The sequence below is a fragment of the Rhodococcus kronopolitis genome (assembly GCF_042654025.1).
Lineage (GTDB): Bacteria > Actinomycetota > Actinomycetes > Mycobacteriales > Mycobacteriaceae > Rhodococcus_G > Rhodococcus_G kronopolitis.
The window spans coordinates 342,209-360,264 of record NZ_JBHSFO010000012.1 but is presented as its reverse complement, the minus strand read 5'-3'; the positions used below and the strand labels follow the sequence as shown (position 1 = coordinate 360,264).

At 70.5% G+C, this 18,056-nt stretch carries 18 protein-coding genes and 1 pseudogene; 8 read left to right on the top strand and 11 right to left on the bottom strand.

Translation table 11 applies throughout. The features are described 5' to 3' along the window. Positions 1–261 precede the first annotated feature (261 nt). Positions 262–1,200: an MBL fold metallo-hydrolase gene (locus ACFO6S_RS18660; RefSeq protein ID WP_378419451.1), complete on the top strand. Its 939-nt coding sequence runs from the start codon at positions 262–264 to the stop codon at positions 1,198–1,200. Positions 1,201–1,213: 13 nt separating this feature from the next. Here ACFO6S_RS18660 and ACFO6S_RS18655 read toward each other — a convergent pair whose 3' ends face one another. From ACFO6S_RS18655 to ACFO6S_RS18640, 4 genes are all read right to left on the bottom strand, one after another. Beyond that, positions 1,214–1,720: a hypothetical protein gene (locus ACFO6S_RS18655; RefSeq protein ID WP_378419450.1), complete on the bottom strand. Its 507-nt coding sequence runs from the start codon at positions 1,718–1,720 to the stop codon at positions 1,214–1,216. Beyond that, entirely contained in the window at positions 1,717–2,580 is an 864-nt protein-coding gene (locus ACFO6S_RS18650) for a ParA family protein (RefSeq protein ID WP_378419449.1), read from the bottom strand. Before ACFO6S_RS18650 ends, ACFO6S_RS18655 begins: the two co-directional genes overlap by 4 nt. 500 nt (positions 2,581–3,080) lie before the next feature. Further along, positions 3,081–4,211: an acyl-CoA dehydrogenase family protein gene (locus ACFO6S_RS18645; protein ID WP_378419448.1), complete on the bottom strand. Its 1,131-nt coding sequence runs from the start codon at positions 4,209–4,211 to the stop codon at positions 3,081–3,083. 9 nt (positions 4,212–4,220) lie between these two features. After that, positions 4,221–5,390: an acyl-CoA dehydrogenase family protein gene (locus ACFO6S_RS18640; protein WP_378419447.1), complete on the bottom strand. Its 1,170-nt coding sequence runs from the start codon at positions 5,388–5,390 to the stop codon at positions 4,221–4,223. Positions 5,391–5,574: 184 nt separating this feature from the next. On the opposite strand from ACFO6S_RS18640, the gene ACFO6S_RS18635 reads away from it, so the two are divergent. After that, positions 5,575–6,177: a TetR/AcrR family transcriptional regulator gene (locus ACFO6S_RS18635; RefSeq protein ID WP_378419446.1), complete on the top strand. Its 603-nt coding sequence runs from the start codon at positions 5,575–5,577 to the stop codon at positions 6,175–6,177. Between the two features lie 3 nt (positions 6,178–6,180). Here ACFO6S_RS18635 and ACFO6S_RS18630 read toward each other — a convergent pair whose 3' ends face one another. Beyond that, positions 6,181–7,389 (bottom strand): hypothetical protein, encoded by a 1,209-nt coding sequence (locus tag ACFO6S_RS18630; RefSeq protein WP_378419445.1) that lies wholly within the window; start codon positions 7,387–7,389, stop codon positions 6,181–6,183. A 229-nt stretch (positions 7,390–7,618) separates the two neighbouring features. Here ACFO6S_RS18630 and ACFO6S_RS18625 point away from each other — a divergent pair, with 229 nt between their 5' ends. From ACFO6S_RS18625 to ACFO6S_RS18615, 3 genes are all read left to right on the top strand, one after another. Continuing rightward, entirely contained in the window at positions 7,619–9,196 is a 1,578-nt protein-coding gene (locus ACFO6S_RS18625) for a hypothetical protein (protein WP_378419473.1), read from the top strand. A 111-nt stretch (positions 9,197–9,307) separates the two neighbouring features. Continuing rightward, positions 9,308–9,781: an SgcJ/EcaC family oxidoreductase gene (locus tag ACFO6S_RS18620; protein WP_378419444.1), complete on the top strand. Its 474-nt coding sequence runs from the start codon at positions 9,308–9,310 to the stop codon at positions 9,779–9,781. Between the two features lie 43 nt (positions 9,782–9,824). Further along, positions 9,825–10,445, top strand: a complete 621-nt coding sequence (locus ACFO6S_RS18615; protein ID WP_378419443.1) for an AMIN-like domain-containing (lipo)protein — start codon at positions 9,825–9,827, stop codon at positions 10,443–10,445. A gap of 83 nt (positions 10,446–10,528) precedes the next feature. Here the strand turns inward: ACFO6S_RS18615 and ACFO6S_RS18610 are convergent, their stop codons facing one another. Continuing rightward, complete coding sequence (locus tag ACFO6S_RS18610) at positions 10,529–13,033, bottom strand: ABC transporter permease (RefSeq protein WP_378419472.1); 2,505 nt, start codon at positions 13,031–13,033, stop codon at positions 10,529–10,531. Between the two features lie 15 nt (positions 13,034–13,048). After that, positions 13,049–13,843 (bottom strand): ABC transporter ATP-binding protein, encoded by a 795-nt coding sequence (locus ACFO6S_RS18605; RefSeq protein WP_378419442.1) that lies wholly within the window; start codon positions 13,841–13,843, stop codon positions 13,049–13,051. A 160-nt stretch (positions 13,844–14,003) separates the two neighbouring features. Between ACFO6S_RS18605 and ACFO6S_RS18600 the strand changes: the two genes are divergently transcribed. Further along, complete coding sequence (locus ACFO6S_RS18600) at positions 14,004–14,780, top strand: deoxyribonuclease IV (protein WP_378419441.1); 777 nt, start codon at positions 14,004–14,006, stop codon at positions 14,778–14,780. A gap of 11 nt (positions 14,781–14,791) precedes the next feature. On the opposite strand, the gene ACFO6S_RS18595 is transcribed toward ACFO6S_RS18600, so the two are convergent. Together ACFO6S_RS18595 and ACFO6S_RS18590 are read right to left on the bottom strand one after the other, a co-directional pair. Further along, the gene (locus ACFO6S_RS18595) at positions 14,792–15,127 is read right to left on the bottom strand and encodes an ArsR/SmtB family transcription factor (RefSeq protein ID WP_378419440.1); all 336 of its coding nucleotides are present in this window, start codon (positions 15,125–15,127) and stop codon (positions 14,792–14,794) included. Continuing rightward, positions 15,124–15,597 carry an SRPBCC family protein gene (locus tag ACFO6S_RS18590; RefSeq protein WP_378419439.1) on the bottom strand — a complete coding sequence of 158 codons (474 nt, stop codon included), beginning with the start codon at positions 15,595–15,597 and terminating at the stop codon, positions 15,124–15,126. The genes ACFO6S_RS18595 and ACFO6S_RS18590 overlap by 4 nt, the downstream gene beginning before the upstream one ends. 147 nt (positions 15,598–15,744) lie before the next feature. On the opposite strand from ACFO6S_RS18590, the gene ACFO6S_RS18585 reads away from it, so the two are divergent. Next, entirely contained in the window at positions 15,745–16,263 is a 519-nt protein-coding gene (locus ACFO6S_RS18585; protein ID WP_378419438.1) for a hypothetical protein, read from the top strand. 26 nt (positions 16,264–16,289) lie between these two features. Beyond that, positions 16,290–17,216 (top strand): D-isomer specific 2-hydroxyacid dehydrogenase family protein, encoded by a 927-nt coding sequence (locus tag ACFO6S_RS18580; protein ID WP_378419437.1) that lies wholly within the window; start codon positions 16,290–16,292, stop codon positions 17,214–17,216. Here the strand turns inward: ACFO6S_RS18580 and tatA are convergent. After that, a pseudogene (gene tatA, locus ACFO6S_RS18575) lies at positions 17,213–17,404 on the bottom strand (Sec-independent protein translocase subunit TatA); the annotation flags it as partial. The gene ACFO6S_RS18580 and the pseudogene tatA sit on opposite strands and share 4 nt — an antisense overlap. Next, entirely contained in the window at positions 17,404–18,018 is a 615-nt protein-coding gene (locus tag ACFO6S_RS18570) for a Rid family hydrolase (RefSeq protein ID WP_378419471.1), read from the bottom strand. The pseudogene tatA and the gene ACFO6S_RS18570, both read right to left, overlap by 1 nt. Between the last annotated feature and the right edge of the window lie 38 nt (positions 18,019–18,056).

Here is an 18,056-nt window from a genome sequence, read left to right as displayed (position 1 = left end):
ACCGGCTGGATGATCTTGGCTGAAAGGGGTTCTTGTCAGGCTTTTCTCGTCCAACCTCGTGTCCCGGGCTCTGAAGTCCGGGTCGGTGTCCGTGTCGCTCTGACTCGACATAAGTTACGCGAGTAGGAGCATCTACGCCAAATCGCCTGGTCAGCGGAGTATTGCGGCCCACTCCGCCAACCAAACCCTCGCTTCGAGGGCCTCCGGAGGGCGATGATGGACATCAGTAGCGGTGTCGGAGCGACGGACGAGGGAAGTTCCATGACTACCGAGCACTCCAAGACGATCGAGCGGGCGGCAACCATCGGGCAGTCCCCCACCGATTGGCATCAGGTGTCCCCGATATCCCGCGGGGTCTGGAGCATCAGCGAGCCCGGGCACGTGAGCCTCTGGCTGATCGCCGGCAGAGACCAGGCCGTGCTCCTCGACACCGGGATGGGGTTTGTCCCGCTGCGCCCGGTGGTCGAGGCGATCACCGACCTGCCGATTCGTGTGGTCAATTCGCACTTCCACTTCGACCACGTCGGCGGCAATCACGAGTTCGACCGGGTGGCGATCCATCCGGCCGGGGTGCAGCCGCTGGCGTCCCCGACGCCCTCGCACGTCCTGGACACCTACCTCGGGTACACCGACAGGATGGTGCGCGCCTGCGAGTCCGTTCGCGCCGCCGACCGCGAGTACCTGCACCTGCTCGACGCGGACAGCACTCCCCGCAGGCCGCCGGCCGGGCTGGTGCGTCGGGCCTGGCGCGTCGCTCCCCCACCGGCAACCGAGACCGTCGCCGACGGCGAGGTCCTCGACCTCGGTGGGCGCACACTGACCGTCCTGCACACTCCCGGCCACACCCCGGACGGCATCTGCCTGCTCGATTCCCTCACCGGAATCCTCTTCACCGGGGACACGGTCAACTCCGGACCGATCTATGCCCACGAGCCGGAGTCGGATCTCGACGACTTTGCCGCGAGCACCGCCCGCCTGGCCGCCATGAAGGACGACGTGTCGCTGGTCGCGATGAACCACTTCGGCCGGATCGTCGCGGCGCCCTACCTACTGCAGGAGGTGGCCGACGCCTTCGCGGACCTCGAGGGCCGGCGGGCGGAGGCCCGGCGCGCGCGTGACGTTCTCGGCGCGGTGGTCGACGAGATCGAGTTCGCACACTTCTCGATCGTCGTCGCCCCGCACCGCGCGGGCGTCGGCTGACCGCCCGCGCCGATCAGCGGAAGGCGTCGCCCTTCGACGCGTGCGCCTCGACCCGCTCGACGATCCGGTCCTGCAGCTTGGACGCGGTCCGCCAGCGCATCGCCAACCTGTCGTAGTCCATCGCGTGCTCCGCGATGATGTCCTTGAGCTGGTCGACCTCGAGCGGCCGCAATCGCTCCCGCAGGCCGGCGCTGCCGCCACCGCCGCGGTGCACCTCGAACGGGTCGAACGGGCCCGGTGCCCGCTTGCCGCGCGGCGCGGCCGGCGCACGACGCGTCGGCACCGCTACCGGGGTCGCCGCGGACGCCGGGGCGCCGGACGTCGGACCCACCGGCTCCGCGGCCGGCGCCAGGACCTCGCCCAGTGCCTTCGCGAACCGGGGGGTGCGCGCCGCCTCCGCCGCGATCACCTGAATCAGCCGCACCAGTGACGTCGCCGCCGCCGGGCTGTCGGCGCCGAGCTTGAGCAGGGCCGCCTGGGCCTCCGCGACCTGGACCCGGAGCCTGGCCTCGGCCGTCACAGGTACACCTTCGAGTTCATCAGGACGTCCTCGGCGACCATCCGCAGCGCGTCGAACTGGCCCTGGCCGCCGTACTTCATCTTCAACGTCCCGTACCCGACGAACTCCGCCGACGCCGCGATCTGATTCGACTCCGGCACCCAGCAGGGCATCACGTTCGCAATGGTCTCGTCACGCTGCAACCGCTCGATCGTCGCCCGGTGCAGGGTCGAGTTGCTGCGGTACTTCGTGACCACCAGTCCGATCTCCTTGATCCGGTGCCCGGTGCGCGTCGCGAACTTCTGCACCCGCTGCTGGATCTGCGGAATACCGTAGGTGGACAACACATCCGGAATCGTCGGGATGATGTACCCGTCGGCGAGCATGAGCCCGTTGAGGGTGATGATGCCGAGATTCGGCGGGCAGTCGATCAGGATGTAGTCGTAGAAGTCCGCGATCTCGGCGACCGCGTTCCGGAGGATCTCCACCGGCGCGTTCGAGTACGGGTCGTTGAACTGCACGTAGCTCAACGCCTCCTGGACCTCCATCAGGTCCAACGACGACGGCAGCAGGTCCACGCTGTGCACGGCCTTGACCGACGAGACTCCCCGCTGCACGGTCTTGGACATGTCGAACTGCGGCAGCGCGGGATCACGGTCGACGGCGTTGCGGAACAGCGTCGCGAGCGTCAGCCCCTCGTCGTTGAGTTCCTGCCAGCGCCGCTCCCCGATCATCATCGTGGTCAGGTTCGTCTGCGGGTCCAGGTCGATCACCAGCACCCGCTGGCCGAACTCGGCGGCCATGAACTCGGCCAACGCCACCGTGGTGGTCGACTTCCCGACACCACCCTTGAGATTGATTGTCGCTATGGCGCGCGCCACCGTGTCTCCTCCTCGCGTCGGTGTCCCCAGGGCGCGTCAGCGGACTCCCGCCGCGCCACGTCCCTGCGGATGCCCGCTCAGGCGGACCGGTCCAGCCTGCCCTGCGCCTCGGCCCGCATCTTCAGCAGGTACAGCCCCGACACCGATGCCACGATCAGGGAGAGCACGGCGGCCACTGCGTCGAGGCGGTACACGCCAACGCCTGCCGCAATCAGACCGATGAAAAGGCCGGTCAGACATACGATTTTGAGCAAAGCACCGCTTTTCATGGAAGTCCCTTCGCGAGAATCCGCGATTCGGCCATTTCCGCGCGCGCACCTGACGGGAGTTCTCGTGTTCGTGTTGTTGCTGAAGTTCCAGGCCCGAGAGTAGCGCCCGGATTGCGTAAAACACTGTAGGCGCGACGGAATTGGCGGTCCACCCGACCGGGCGGACCACACACGCGAGGCCCCGCCGACCGGAATGGTCGGCGGGGCCTCGCGCGGTGGACTACCGGCTCGCTACGCGATGTCGACCATCTCGTGGTCCGCGACCCGCCCGGCGAGCACCCGAAGGTGGTCGTCGGCGCTGCCCAGGGTGTGATCGATCGCGATCAGTCGCGACACGTAGTGGCCGACCGGGTACTCGGCGGTCATTCCGATTCCGCCGTGCATCTGAATCGCCTCCGCACCGATCGCCCGGGCCGCCCGACCGACCTGCAGTTTGACCCGCGAGGCGATGATCGGGTCGACGACCCCGTCGGCCAGGGACATCGTCGCGTACAGGCTCATGCTGGTGGCCAGTTCGAGCAGGACGTACATGTCGGCGGCCCGCTGGGTCAGCGTCTGGAACTTGGCCAGGGGCACCCCGAACTGCTTGCGCTGCTTGAGGTACTCGGTGGTCAACCGCAGCGCCTCGGACATTGCACCCACCGCCTCCGCGCACAGCGCGGCCTGCGCACGCACCTGCGCGGCGATGATGGCCGACGTCGCGTCGCCCCCGGCGCCGAGCCCCTTCGCAGGCACCTCGACCAGGTCGACCTGCGCGCCGCGAAGTCCGTCGTGGGTGGCGTACGGGGTGCGGGTGACCCCGGTCGCGTCCACGTTGACGAGGAACAGTCCGACACCGCCTGCGGGCAGGGCCGCGCTGACGATCAGGATGTCGGCGCAGTCACCGTGCAGCACCGGATTCTTGCGGCCGTTGAGGATCCAGCCGTCCCCCCTCGGGGTGGCGGTGGTCGCGACCGGAACGGCCGGCCAACGGGTGCCCGGCTCGTCGTGCGCGAACGCGAGCAGGATGCCGCCCTCGGCGAGCGCCGGCAGCACCGCGGCCCGCTGCGCGGCGGACCCGACCTCGGCGATCAGGGAACCGGGGGTGAGTACGGCGTCGAGGTACGGCTCCGGCGCCAACGAGCGGCCGATCTCGCCCATCACCGTCATCGTCTCGACGGGCCCGGCCCCCATGCCGCCGTCCGACTCCGCGAACGGGAGCCCGAGCAGGCCGATCTCGGCGAACTGCTTCCACACCTCCTCGCTCCAACCACGGTCGGTGGCGGTGACGGCGTTGCGCTTCTCGGCGTCGTAGCTGCGACTGAGCAGCTCACGGGTCGTGTCGCGCAGCATGCCCTGTTCGTCATTGAGTTCGAAATCCATGGCTGCGCCTCACAATCCGAGGATCGAGGAGGCGATGATGGTGCGCTGCACCTCGCTCGATCCGCTGTAGATGGATACCTTGCGGTAGTTCAGGTACGACGGGGTGGCGTGCTGTGCCCACTCGGGCGAGGCGATGCCGACGGCCTCGAAGGGCAGCGAGTCGGGGCCTGCCACGTCCATCAGGATCTCGGTGGACGCCTGCTGCAGCTCCGAGCCCCGCAGCTTGAGCAACGACGACGCCGGGTTCGGCTTGCCGTCCGCCGAACCCGCGACGACGCGCAGCTGGGTGAGCTCGAGCGCGAGCAGCTCGTTCTCGAGCTCGGCCAGTCGGGCGGCGAAGAGCGGGTCCTCGAGCAGCGTGCCCTCGCCGACCCGGGTCTGCGCGGCCAGCTCCTTGGCCTTGGCGATCCGGACCTTCGAGGCCCCCACCCGGGTGACGCCGGTGCGCTCGTTGCCGAGCAGGAACTTCGCGTAGCTCCAGCCGGCGTTCTCCTCGCCGACGAGGTTCTCGGCGGGGACGCGGACGTCCTCGAACCACACCTCGTTGACCTCGTAGCCGCCGTCGATCAGCTTGATCGGACGGACGGTGACGCCCGGGGTCTTCATGTCGATCAGCAGGAAGGAGATGCCGGCCTGACGCTTGGGCGCGTTGGGATCCGTGCGCACCAGGCAGAAGATCCAGTCGGCGTACTGGCCGAGGGTGGTCCAGGTCTTCTGCCCGTTGACGATGTAGTCGTCGCCGTCGCGGACCGCGCTGGTCTTGAGCGAGGCCAGGTCCGAACCCGCCTCGGGTTCGGAGAACCCCTGGCACCACCAGATGTCGAGGTTGGCCGTCCCCGGCAGGAACTTGTCCTTCTGCTCCTGCGAGCCGAACGCGGCGATCACCGGTCCGACCATGTCGGCGTTGAACGCGAGCGGGTCCGGCACCGAGGCCAGCTGCATCTCGTTGAGCCAGATGTGCCGCTGCACGGGGGTCCAGTCGCGGCCACCGCACTCGACCGGCCAGTTCGGCACCGCGAGCCCGGCGGCGTTGAGGATCCGCTGGGCGGTGACGAAGTCCTCGCGAGTGACCTGCCCGGCGGCGGTGCGCGCGCGGATGTCCTCGGGGATCTGCGTGGTGAAGAACGTCCGCATCTCGTCGCGGAACGCGAGTTCCTCGGCGGTGAGTTTCAGGTTCATGGTCTGCCTTCTCTGTCAGGTCGAGGGCCGGACTTCGGCGGGCTCTACTCCGCGTCTGCGCCGCGAGGCAAGGTCCGCCAGAAATAAGCGTTCGCTCATTATCTAAGCATGTGCTTATATTTGCGGGGGTGGCAGGCGTTGTCAAGGATCCGGACGCAGGCCGCGAGTCGAACGGAGACGGAAGATGGTCACGCAGAGCGAGACGGTGGTGAGCACCTCCAAGGCGGCCGCCCGCATCCGGCTGGCCGCGATCGAGGCCTTCGCTGAGAACGGATACGGGGGCACCACCACCCGCGACATCGCCGCCCGACTCGGCCTGAGCCCCGCCGCGATGTACCCGCACTACAGGTCCAAGGAAGAACTGCTCTACGCGATCACCTACGAGGGCCACGTGCGGTGCGTGGAGGTGCTGACCGCGGCCGACCCCGTCGACGAGTCGCCGACGGCGCGGCTGCGCTCCGTCGTCGGGGCGTTCAGCGGCTGGCACGCCACCCACCACGAACGCGGCCGGGTGGTCCAGTACGAACTGACCGCGCTCTCGCCTGAGCACTACCGGACGGTCATCGGCCTGCGCAGGGACATCAGCCGGATCGTCAAGCGGATCGTCCGGGCAGGCACGGAGGACGGCAGCTTCGTGGTGCCCGACGTCGAGGGCGTGACACTGGCGATCAACTCACTGTGTGTGGACGTGTGCCGCTGGTTCCCCGCCGGCGGCCTGACCGAGCCGGACGCGGTCGCGGAGCTGTACGCGGAGCTGGCCGTCCGCCTGGTCGGCGCGAGGGCCTGACCGCTACCGGTCGCCGCCTGCCGACCGCGACCGCGTGGTCAGCGCCAGGATGTCCCCGTAGAGCACGCTCCGGTAGCCGAGCATCATCTCCTCCACCTCACCGAACTGGTCGCCGACGTTGTGGGTGTTCTCCGCCGACAGCTCCCGGTTGCCGGAGCGGGCGACGAGGTCGTCGATCCGCGAGTCCAGGCTCATCGCCCGCGCCGTCGCGGCCATCGATCGCAGCTGGTCCTCGGCCTGCCCCAGCAGGTCCCCGATCCGCGCCAGGGCCGCGACCCGCTCGACGAGCTGGTCCCAGACCGGCTCGAGCGCGCGTTGCCGGGCCCGAACCTGCTCACGCGCCGCGTCGACCCGGGTGGACCGCAGTGCCGACGTCAGCTCGGCGCCGATCCCGCGCAGCGCGACGGCGTCGACCGCGATCTGCATCAGCTCGTCGGCCAGGTCCAGCTGCACCCGCTGGACCTCGAAGTGCTCGGAACGCCAGGCCGAGGATCCGTCGATCCGGTCGAACAGCGTGCCCGCCAGGAACAGCAGGGTGTCCACCGGATCCGCGAACCGCTCACCGGCCGGACCGGGCGTCGCACCGAGCGCCTGCGCCGCCCAGCGGCCCGCCTCGGCCAGCGCGCCCGGCGCCCGCGACGCGACGCGCTCGGCCGCGGCGCCGAAGGTCGACCCCAGCACCTGTTCGACGGGTCCTCGCCCGTCCGGCAACGGCGCCGGGGTGCGCTGCAACGCCGCATACAGCGCCTCGCGCTGCGCCGGCTCGAGGTGCACCCCGTCGCGACGCTCGCGACGGATCGCCCGAACACCGTTGGCGTAGTGGCTGTCCGAGACCAGCACGGCGGCCCGCGCCGACTGCAGCCGCCGGGCCAGGTCGGCGGCGCGGTAGCCGACCAACAACGCTGCGGCACCCGGACGGGTCTCGGAGGCCCGGCGCTGCAGGCGCGTCTGCTCGTCGGTCAGCAGCCGGAGGTCGGTGAAGGCGATGACAGTGGGAATGACCCGCCCGACGCGACGGCGGTTGGTCAGCACCTGCCGGGTCGGTTCGTCGAGGTGACCGGCGGCGATCAGCACCGCGGCGTCGTCGGAGAGCTCCCGGCGGTTGCCGTCGATCCGGGCCTGCTCGCACCACTGCCGCACCTGCTGCGAGATCCGCTCCCGCCGTCGCGTCGCCGGCTCGGCACCGCCGTGGCTCTGCATGGCATCCGACATCACGGACTCCTCTCACCCGACCGTCGCGACGGATCACGCGGTCCCAGGTCACCACTGTTCCAGAATTTCGGGAACGACGACGGCGGGCCCGCACCACGACACGGACCCGGCGACGGAGCCGGTGACCACCGCACTCCCGTGCGACACTCGATCGGTGAGCCCTCATGGAGCCAACCGGGATCGTTCACACCTACTGCCGATCGCGGCCCTGGTCACGGCCATCGGCCTGTTGTGGCCGGCGACCGCCGTCGCCGCGCCGCCGCCACCGAGCCGGCCGGCCGACTGCGTCCCGTTCGGCACCGCACAACTGCCCCCTGGCGCGCCCTCCGGCGGTGGCCAGGCCGGGCTCGCGAATCTCCCCCCGTTCACCGGCCAGGGCGCCCTGTCGAGCATCGAACTGCGCACCCCGACAACGCAGTTCAACCGGTTCTGGGACTTCGCCCTGGTGGGGCACGACCTGTTGACCCGACCCCGTGCCGGCGCCGCGGCCGAGCCGTGGCGCTACGTGCCGATGCCCGAATGCCTGCGCGGGCGACTGGTCGCCATCTCGCTGGACGACGACGAGCTGATCGCCGTGGACGACGACGGCTGGATCTACACCATGGACAACGCCTCCCAGTTCCCGCTGCTGTGGAACTGGACCTCGGCATGGGGAGCGCCGTTGTGGATCGGGCCGGGCCGGCAACTGCCCGGGGCCACGCCCAACGGCTGGGCGCTGAGCGTCTCGTCGCCCTGGGACAACCAGACCTACACCGACATCGCCGGACGCATCCACTACGTCGGGTTCGGGAAGATGACCATGGTGCCGACGCTGACCGGGGACGGCAGCCGCATCACCTACGCGGACCCGTGGCTGCCCAACGACGACAGCTACGAGATCGGCGGCCCGCTCGGCGGCCGGTTCCGGTCCACGTCGCTGTCCGCAGCGGGGTCGACCACGTTCGTCACCAACCAGTACGGCGACATGTACACCCGCACATTCGATTTCGACTCGTCCGGATCCGACTCGATCTTCTTCCGCTACAGCTGGGATGACCAGTCCGGCAAGCCGACCGCACCGAACCTGGTGGCCGAGACCCTCGACCGCAGCACCGCCGCCATCCAGTTGCCCGCGCCGGACTGGGTGCACCAGCCGAAGATTCCCGGCGAGATCACCTCCGCGATCAGCGTGCACTCGACCGGCCCCGGGCCCGGACGGCGTGAACTGCGCGTGGAGGGCAGCCGCGACGGCGAGGCGGGCTTCTGGCACAAGGAGCCGGCCGCGGACTCCTGGGACTTCACCCCCACCGGCGCCGCGCCGCTGGGCACCCCACTGGCCAACTCCGCAGCGGACCGCTCCGCCGACACCCTCGCGCCGCCCGCCCCGTGGAACCTGTCGACGACGCTGCCCTCCCGCGACGCCGCCGTCGACGGGCAGGTGCTGATCGACATCGGCTTCCCGTACACGGTGGTCGACCCGCGCCTGCTCGACGCGATCGGTCAGCACGCCGCGCCGTCCGGCTACCGCCTGTCGGTGGACCACTTCGACCCGGCCGCGACCACCCGCCCCGCCACGGTGACCGCGCCCGACGGCACGGTGCTGCCGGTGGTCCTGCACACCGCCGACGGGCTGCGGATGACTCCGCGCGGCCCCGGCCTCGACGCCGACCCCCGGCACCTCGTCGGCGCCGTCGAGATTCCCGACGCGGCGTACGCCGCCCGCGCGTCCGATCCGGCGCTGGACGCGTTCGTGCGGGACTGGATGCGCGGCAGACAGATCGCCGCGATCACGCTCAGCGCCACCGACCACGACCTGGTCGTACGCTGACGCGTCGAACAACCCCGACAGGCATACCCCGCTGACTACACTTGTCCTGCCAGGGAACCCTCCGAGCGTCCGTCGAGCGCCCCGGCGCCGACGAGGAATCAGGGCAGCACCATGCGCACTGTCGTCGCTGTTCGACTCGCCGCCGTCACCGCCGTCCCGCTCGCCGTCGTCACGGCCTGCTCGAATCCGGCACCCGAGGCCCGGCCGTCACCGGACGAGATCACCGGCCTGTTCACCGAATGGAACGACGCCCTCGCCACCGGAAACCCGGACACCGTGGCGGCGCTGTACGCGCCGGACGCGGTCCTCATCCCCACGGTGTCCGACGAGGTGCGCACCGACCACACCGGCATCGTCGACTACTTCACCGGGTTCCTGCCCAGCCGGCCCAGCGCGGTGATCGAGCAGTCGGTCGTCACCGTCCTCGACGCCGACGCCGCGATCGACGCGGGCGTCTACCGGTTCACTCTGCACGAGAACGACGTCCCCAAGACCGTCGACGCCCGGTTCACCTTCGTGTACCAGAAACAGGACGGCAAGTGGCTGATCGTCAACCACCACTCGTCGGAGATGCCGGAGGAGTAGACCACTCCAGACGAGAGGTGCCCGTCCTGAATACCCTGGACGAATGAAGCCGCAGAAGATCCTTGCCCCTGCCGCGGCCGTACTGGCCGGCGCCCTGCTCCTGACCGGCTGCTCGGACGGACCCGAGCCCGCCGCCCCGAGCTCGGCGCCCAGGCCGGCGGCGATCGCCTCCGCGTCGACCACCACCGCGTCGACGCCGGACGCGACGCCGAATCTCCCGGTTCCCGCCGGCGACACCGGACCCGAACGCTCGGATTCGTCCTCCGGCGCGATGCTGACGGTGACCGGCCTGCGGATCGGCGACCACCCCGGCTTCGACCGCGTCGTCTACGAGCTCGACGGCACCGGCGCCCCCGGCTGGACCGTGGCGTACGTCGACCATGCCGTCCAGGACGGCAGCGGCGACGTGCTCGACGTCCCCGGAGACTCGCTCCTCGAGGTGCGGATCACCGGCACCGGCTATCCCTTCGAGACCGGCGTGGTGCCGTACGCCGGACCGAACCCGCTGCCCGGCGGCGAGGGCAGCGGGCTCACGCAGGCGCGGATCACCACCGTGTTCGAGGGCACCACGCAGTCGTTCGTCGGCGTCGAGGGTGATCGGCGCCCGTTCACGGTGTCCCGCCTGGACAACCCGACCCGACTGGTCGTCGACATCGCACGCTGATCCGACAAGCCGAACGGGCGGTTGCCGGCGACGTCTCTCGACGCTTCGCCCGACAACCGCCCGTTCGGTGGTTCGCTACCGGATCAGATCCCGGTGATGGCCTCCAACGGCCGGGTGCGCGCGGCCCGGACCGCCGGCCACAGTGCGGCGAGCACCCCGACCACACCCGAACCGAGCAGCATTGCCGTCACCTGGCCCCACGGCACCGCGATCACATTCAGGCCCTGGTCGGCGAGGGTGCTCACGAAGGCCCATCCGAACGCGAGCCCCAGCAGGACGCCGACCGCCGCGCCGAAGACGGCGATCAGCACCGACTCCAGGTAGATGGTCCGGCGGACCTGCGCACGCTGCATGCCGACGGCCCGCAGCATGCCGATCTCCCGGCGCCGCTCGACCACGGACAGTGCAAGGGTGTTCACGATCCCGAGGATCGCGATCACCACGGCGAGTGCCAGCAGTCCGTAGAGCACCGCGAGCAGCGTGTCGATCTGCTGTCCCTGCGTGCCCTTGAACTGCTCGCGGTCCTGGACCTGCACCACCAGGAACTTGTCGGTGGTCTTCTCGAGGTCGGCCCGCAGCGCGGCGACGTCGGTGTCCGGAGCCGCCTTGACCAGCACCGCCCAGTCCGCCCGCATCTGCGGGGGCACGAGCTTCTCGTAGACGCTCTGGGTGACCAGCCAGTTGCCGAGCATCTGACTGTCGGCGTAGATGCCGGTCACCGGCACCGTCACCTCGACGCCGTCCCGGTTGGTCATGGTGACCGGCGACCCGACGGACCAGCCCTGCTTGCCGGCATACGTCATCGACGCCAGCACGCCCTCGCCCGACAGATCCGCGCTGCCCTGCTCGAGGGTGTAGTCGAGGACGCCGCCCAGCTCGCCGCCGACACCGGTACCGACCTCGTCCTTGTCGTCGATCTTGACCGAGGCGAAGTGCAGCGCGACGGCGTCGGACACGCCGGGCAGGGCCGCCACGGCGGGCGCCGCGCCGATCGGGACGCCGATCGCCTGCGGTCCGGTCAGAATGTAGTCCGCACGCACCCCGGCGTCGACGAGGGTGTCGACGCTGGCCTTCGCCGACGACCCGAACACGCCGATCACGGAGACCAGCATGAGGCCGAGCGTCAGCGCGAACGCCGTCGCCGCCGTCCGCCGCGGGTTGCGCACCGAGTTGGTGCGGGCCAGCTTGCCGACGGCACCGAACGGGCGGCCCAGCACCGCACCGAGTCCGCCGACCACGGGCAGGGACAGTGCGGGCGCCGCCAGCAGCACCGCGAGCACCAGGGCCGCGGCCCCGGCGCCGACGATGGCCGCCGCACTGCCGCCGGTGCCACGCGAGCCGGCGACGAGCGCCACGACGCCCACGACGCCGAATACGGCACCGACCAGAGTGCGGACCCGCAACGAGTCGCCCGTGGAGGCGAACTCCTCACGCATCGCCGCGACCGGCGGGATCTTCGACGCCCGGCGGGCGGGGGCGTAGGCGCTGACCACGGTGACCAGCACGCCGACCAGCATGGCGACGATCACGGTGCGCGGCGCGAGTGCCAGCGAGCCCGACGGCAGCCCCACGTCGAACGAGTTGAGCAGGCCGCGCAGCCCGTAGGCCAGTGCGACACCGGCGGCGATTCCCAGCGCGCTGCCGAGCACACCGACCACCAGTGCCTCGAGCACCACCGAGCGGCCGACCTGCTGGCGGCTGGCGCCGATCGCCCGCAGCAGTGCCAGCTCCCGCAGGCGCTGGGCCACGATCATCGAGAAGGTGTTGTAGATGATGAACGTGCCGACGAGCAGGGCGATCGCCCCGAAGGCCAGCAGGAAGTAGTTGACGAAGCTCAGCGCGGAGGTGACCTGGGACTTGACCTCGTCGCGAACCTCGTCGCCGGTCTGCACCTTCAGGTCCGGCAGGGCCGCGGCCACGCGCTCGCGCAGGTCGCCCGGGGCTCCGGTGCTCGCGATGTCGAGGTAGTCGGCGTGGGCGCCGTCGGTGAACAGCTCCCGGGCCTGCCCGTCGTCGAAGAGCACCCCGATGAACCCGCCGGAGTCGGTGGGCGACTGGTAGATGCCCGAGACCGTGACGTCGAGGACGCCGTGCGAGGGGACCAGCACCTGGGTGGTGTCCCCGGTGACCAGCCCGGCCTTGCGGGCGCCGCCCTCGTTGAGCGCGATCTCACCGGGCCGCGCAGGCGGGGCGCCTGCGACGAAGGTGTCGGGCTTGGCGATCGCCCGCTCCGGCGGGATGTAGGACATGCCGAGGCTCGGCGCGCCGCCGGTCTGCACCGGCTTCTTGTCGGAGCCGAGCAGCACCAGCTGGCCGTCCACCGCCGGCACCACGGTCCGGACCCCGTCGACGGCCTCGACCGTGGCGACGTCCGCGAGCGGGACGCCACTCGAGCCGGTCTCGTTGCTGCTGACCCGGACGTCGACGCCCTGTGCGGCGTCCTCGAACAGACCGTTGAAGGTGCGCTGCAGGGTGTCGGTGAAGATGAAGGATCCGGAGACGAAGGCGGTGCCGAGCACCACGGCCAGCACGGTCAGGGCAAGGCGGACCTTGTGCGCGGCCAGGTTTCGCAGCGAGACCTTGCGCATGGGTGAGGCCACGGATCAGACCTTCTCGGTGACGAGGGCTGCGGAGGTGTCCAGTCGCTTCATCCGGTCGAGCACGGTCTCGGCGGTGGGTTCGCGCAGTTCGTCGACCAACTTGCCGTCGGCCAGGAACACCACCCGGTCGGCGTAGCTCGCCGCGCGCGGGTCGTGGGTCACGATGACCACGGTCTGACCGAACTCGTCGACTGCGGTGCGCAGGATGGAGAGCACCTCACCCGAGGAGTGCGAGTCGAGGTTTCCGGTCGGCTCGTCGCCGAAGATGATCTCCGGGCGACCGGCGAGCGCGCGGGCGCAGGCCACCCGCTGCTGCTGTCCACCGGACAGCTCGGACGGCCGGTGCCCGAGCCGGTCGACGAGCCCGAGGCGGGCGACCACGTTGTCGAGCCATTCCTGGTCGGCCTTGCGGCCGGCGATGTCCAGCGGCAGGGTGATGTTCTCGAGCGCGGTCAGCGTGGGGACCAGGTTGAACGCCTGGAAGACGAAGCCGATCCGGTCGCGACGCAGCGCCGTCATCTGCTTGTCGGAGAGCCCGGTCAGGTCGGTGTCGCCGATGAGGACAGAGCCGGAGGTGGCGGCGTCGAGGCCCGCGAGGCAGTGCATGAGCGTCGACTTGCCGGACCCGGACGGGCCCATGATCGCGGTGAACTCGCCGCGGGCGAAGTCTGCCGTGACCGCGTCGAGGGCGGTGACCTTGGTGTCCCCCGACCCGTAGGTCTTGGTCAGATTCACCGCCCGCGCGACCGTGGCGGTGGTGTTAGACGCGGTGGTCGCGCCGAGGGCATGCGAGCTCATAACTGCCTTTCGTCCTGATCTGGGCCGGGCTCGTGGATGCGAACGCATCCCATCGTTGCGGTCCCCGCACCACGATGCCATCCGGGAAGCCCCTGATCTTTCGCATCGGGGAATCCCCGCACCGAAGGTACTTGTCGATGCCGTCTCCTAGGCTGTACCCATGCGCATCGGAGCACACGTACGCCAGGACGACGACCCCATCGGCGCCGGCGAGGCGCTCGGCGCGGACGTGGTCCAGCTGTTCCTGACGGATCCGCAGAAGTGGAACAAGGTCACCGAGCATCCCAGGGCGGAGCAGATCCGGGCCAGCCCGATCGACGTCGTGGTGCACTCGTCCTACGTCATCAACGTGGCGAGCCTGAACAACCGCATCCGCATCCCGTCCCGCAACGCCGTCGCCCAGCAGGCCAAGGCGGCCGCGGACCTCGGCGCGATCGGGCTGGTGGTGCACGGCGGCCACGTCCGTGACGGCGAGGACCCGGCGGAGGGGTTCGCGAACTGGCGCAAGCTCTTCGAGCGGCAGGCCGACAAGGGCGGCTTCGAGGTGCCGATCCTGATCGAGAACACCGCGGGCGGGGACGCCGCGATGGCCCGCCACTTCGACGACATCGCCCGGCTCTGGGACCAGGTCGGCGACTTCGGCGCCGGCTTCTGCCTCGACACCTGCCACGCCTGGGCGGGCGGCGAGGAACTGGTCGGCGTGGTGGAGCGGATCAAGGCGATCACCGGGCGCATCGACCTGGTGCACCTGAACAACTCCCGCGACGAGTTCAACTCCGCCCGGGACCGGCACGCGAACCTCGCCGACGGCACCATCGACGCGGAGGTGCTGGCCGCGGTGGTGCTGGCCGCGCAGGCCCCGGTGATCCTCGAGACCCCGGCGGACGGCGTCGCCGAGGACCTCGCCTACCTGCGCGAGGCCGTCGGCGACGCCTGAACCGATGCCGGCTACAGCGACTCGGCGATCCGTTTGATCTCGGCGAGCCGGGCGTCCCACTGGGCGCCGATCGACTCGAGGCGGCGCCCCACCGCGCTGAGGGTCGCGCCGATCGCGCGGTAGCGGACCTCCCGGCCCACCGGGACGCGTTCGACGAGCCCCGCCGCCTCGAGCGCCGCGAGGTGCTTCGCAATCGCCTGCCTGCTCACCGGGAGCCGCTCGGCCAGCGCGGACGCGGACAGGTCCTGCGCGCCGAGCAGTTCGAGGATCCCCCACCGGGTGTCGTCGGCGAGGGCGGCGAACACCACCGTCGGCGCCGCCCACCGGTCGTCCGGACGCACGGTCATGCCGGCGCCGATTCGAGGTACTCGACCAGTTCGTCGAGTTCGGCGTCCCAGCCCTTCCGGTTTCCCTCGAGTCCGCTGCGCCGGACCTCCTCGTCGGCGCTGAGCCGGTCGAAGCCGGTCTCGACGACGGTGAGCACGGTCGTGGCGCCCTCCTCGACGAGGGTGAACCGGGCCTCGGTGGCGCGGTCGACGTCGAACTCGCCGGACTGCGTGTACCAGCGGTAGGCGAAGTGGTCCGGCTCGGCGACCTCGGTGACCACCATCGGGAAGACGCCGTGGTCGGGCCATCCGAAGCTGCCCCGTGCCCCGACCTCGAGCGCGTCGAGGGTGGCGGTCTGGCCGAACCACTTCGCGATGTGTTCCGGGTCGGTGAGCGCCCGCCACACCGCCGCGCGAGGAGCGTTCACGACGACCGTGCGACTGACCGTGTACCGGTCCGCGTCGATGACTGCTGCCTGGGTGTTCGTCATGTCGATTCTCCTGTCGTGGGTACCACCGTCTCAATGCAACTCAATGGTTGCACCAATACCTCGGACATGCAACCCTCGAGTTGCATACATTCGCGCGCAAACATGTCGCTACCGCGATCCCTGCCGATCAATTGTTAGGGTTGGCAAGTGAATTCGCTGGTTGATGCCCTCAGTTCCGGAACCGCCCCGTGGTGGGCCGTCCCGGTGTCGATGGCCGTCGGGGTGCTGCTCGGCGTGTTCGCGGTCCGTCGCGGCCGGCCCGCCCCCGCCGCCGCACCGACCGCGCCCGACCCTCAGGTCCGCTCGATCTACGTCCGCTTCCTCGCCGCGACGGACCGGGCCCACAACGCCGTCGTGGACGTCGACAGCGACGTGCTCGCGGCGGCAGACCTGGTGCACGCGGTCGAGTCCGAGGACCCGCAACTGCGCGCGCTCGCCCGGGCCATCGTCGAACTGGACGAGTTGGTCAACGAGCTGCGTATCCTCGCACCCGCACCGGTCGTCGACTCGGCGATCACCTTCTTCGGCTTCGTCACCGACTCCACCATCGACGGCGTCCAGGACTGCGACGAATTCAGGATCCGGTACACCGACCACAAGTCCGCGCTCGTCGACGCCATCCGGGACTCGCACGGCCAGCATCGACTGACCGGCAAGGGCCGGTAGCCGCCCGCCCACCCGAAAGGTCACCCATGGCGAGCAGAACCGCACCTCGCATCCACCTCGGACCCGATGAGAATCCCCTTCTCGCCGAGGGCATTCGGCGCGGCGGCGGTGTCCTTGTCCCCCTCGCCGAGGCCGAGGCCGTGGTCTGGGCGCAGGGCCCCGAGACCTTCCCCGACACGATTCCCGACGCGATCCGATGGGTGCAGTTGCCGTTCGCAGGGATCGAGCCGTGGCTCGCGGCCGGTGTCGTCGACTCCGCACGGACCTGGACGTCCGCCGCGGGCGCGTACTCCGGCAGCGTCGCCGAGCACTCGATCATGATGCTGCTCGCCGGCGTGCGGTCGCTGCGCGAGCAGTTGGCCGCGACCTCCTGGCGCAAGGACGAATTCGACCCGCGGGTGGGCACCGTGCGGGGCTCGACCGTGGCGATCGTCGGCTGCGGCGGCATCGGCCGCGCCCTGATCCCGTACCTCGCCGCGTCGGGCGCCCGGGTTCTCGCGGTCACCCGCTCCGGCACCCCCGTCCCCGGCGCGGACGAGACCCTGCCCGCCGACCGACTCGACGAGGTGTGGGCCCGGGCGGACCATTTCGTCGTCGCGGCCCCCGCGACCGCGGCCACCCACAACCTGATCGGCAGGCCGGAACTGGCGCGGATGTCACGGTCGTCGTGGATCGTGAACGTCGCACGCGGGACACTGATCGACACCGACGCACTGGTCGACGCGCTGCGCGCGGGCACGATCGGCGGTGCCGCCCTGGACGTCACGGACCCGGAGCCGCTGCCCGACGGCCATCCGCTGTGGACGCTGCCCAACGCACTGATCACCCCGCACGTGGCGAACCCGGCGACCGGGCTGCCGCGGGCCCTCGCCGACCACGTCGCGGGCAATGTCGCCCGCTTCGCGGCCGGCGAGCAACTCGCCGGTGTCATCGACCCGGTGGCCGGCTACTGAACCGACGCGCGATCCGTCGCGGCTGCGCCGTCGGGGGCGTCCGCGGCCTGCATCTCCCCCACCTCGGACTTGAGGATCCGCATCGACCGGCCGAGGCCACGCGCCGCCTCCGGCAGGCGCTTCGACCCGAACAGGACCAGCACCACCACCGCAACGATCGCCCAGTGCGTCGGGCTCAGCGCGCCCACTACCGCGGTCCCTGACCGGCCGGGTACACGGCGTCCACCTCGACCTCCACCAGCCAGCCCGGGACCGGCAGGCTGGCCACCTCGAGCGCGAAACGGGTGGGCCGGGCCTCGTTGCGCTCCAGCGGTGCGGACGGCTCGGCGCTGCCCATCGGCACCAGGACGGTGTCCCCCGTGTCGAGGTCGGTGTTGGCGAAGAACTGCCGGTAGGCACGGTTCCAGCCGGCGTAGTCGGCGCGGTCGGCGCCCGGCGCGTTGTCCAGGAACACCCGCATGGTGGTCACGTCTCCGAGCGTGAGGCCCTGCAACTCGAGGTTCTCCCGGATCTCCGTCAGCACCCCGATGCCCTGCGCCTCGGCCAGCGAGACGCCGGGCGGCAGTACGCCCCCGGCGAACAGCCCCGCGTCGATGTAGGACTCGGGGCTGCCTGCCGGCGCGGCGGGATTTGCAGCCGCCGGACCCAGGCCGCTGGTCTTGTAGACCGCGGCGTCGGCGCCGATCGAGACGCCCTGCGCGATCATCGGATTCGGCTCGCCCGGCTCGAGTACGGCAGTCGAGGCGGCCTGCGGCTGTTCGGGTTCGGCGCCGCCCTCCGGTTCCGAGGAGCAGGCGGACAGGGCGATGGCCGTTGCGGCCAGGGTCGCGATGCAGGCGG

What these genes read in the sequence shown, in the direction of transcription:
- ACFO6S_RS18660 (WP_378419451.1), top strand. Translation starts at nt 262, where the DNA reads ATGACTACCGAGCACTCCAAGACGATCGAGCGGGCGGCAACCATCGGG.
- ACFO6S_RS18645 (WP_378419448.1), bottom strand. Translation starts at nt 4,211, where the DNA reads ATGGATTTCGAACTCAATGACGAACAGGGCATGCTGCGCGACACGACC.
- ACFO6S_RS18640 (WP_378419447.1), bottom strand. Translation starts at nt 5,390, where the DNA reads ATGAACCTGAAACTCACCGCCGAGGAACTCGCGTTCCGCGACGAGATG.
- ACFO6S_RS18635 (WP_378419446.1), top strand. Translation starts at nt 5,575, where the DNA reads ATGGTCACGCAGAGCGAGACGGTGGTGAGCACCTCCAAGGCGGCCGCC.
- ACFO6S_RS18630 (WP_378419445.1), bottom strand. Translation starts at nt 7,389, where the DNA reads ATGTCGGATGCCATGCAGAGCCACGGCGGTGCCGAGCCGGCGACGCGA.
- ACFO6S_RS18620 (WP_378419444.1), top strand. Translation starts at nt 9,308, where the DNA reads ATGCGCACTGTCGTCGCTGTTCGACTCGCCGCCGTCACCGCCGTCCCG.
- ACFO6S_RS18615 (WP_378419443.1), top strand. Translation starts at nt 9,825, where the DNA reads ATGAAGCCGCAGAAGATCCTTGCCCCTGCCGCGGCCGTACTGGCCGGC.
- ACFO6S_RS18610 (WP_378419472.1), bottom strand. Translation starts at nt 13,033, where the DNA reads ATGCGCAAGGTCTCGCTGCGAAACCTGGCCGCGCACAAGGTCCGCCTT.
- ACFO6S_RS18605 (WP_378419442.1), bottom strand. Translation starts at nt 13,843, where the DNA reads ATGAGCTCGCATGCCCTCGGCGCGACCACCGCGTCTAACACCACCGCC.
- ACFO6S_RS18600 (WP_378419441.1), top strand. Translation starts at nt 14,004, where the DNA reads ATGCGCATCGGAGCACACGTACGCCAGGACGACGACCCCATCGGCGCC.
- ACFO6S_RS18595 (WP_378419440.1), bottom strand. Translation starts at nt 15,127, where the DNA reads ATGACCGTGCGTCCGGACGACCGGTGGGCGGCGCCGACGGTGGTGTTC.
- ACFO6S_RS18590 (WP_378419439.1), bottom strand. Translation starts at nt 15,597, where the DNA reads ATGACGAACACCCAGGCAGCAGTCATCGACGCGGACCGGTACACGGTC.
- ACFO6S_RS18580 (WP_378419437.1), top strand. Translation starts at nt 16,290, where the DNA reads ATGGCGAGCAGAACCGCACCTCGCATCCACCTCGGACCCGATGAGAAT.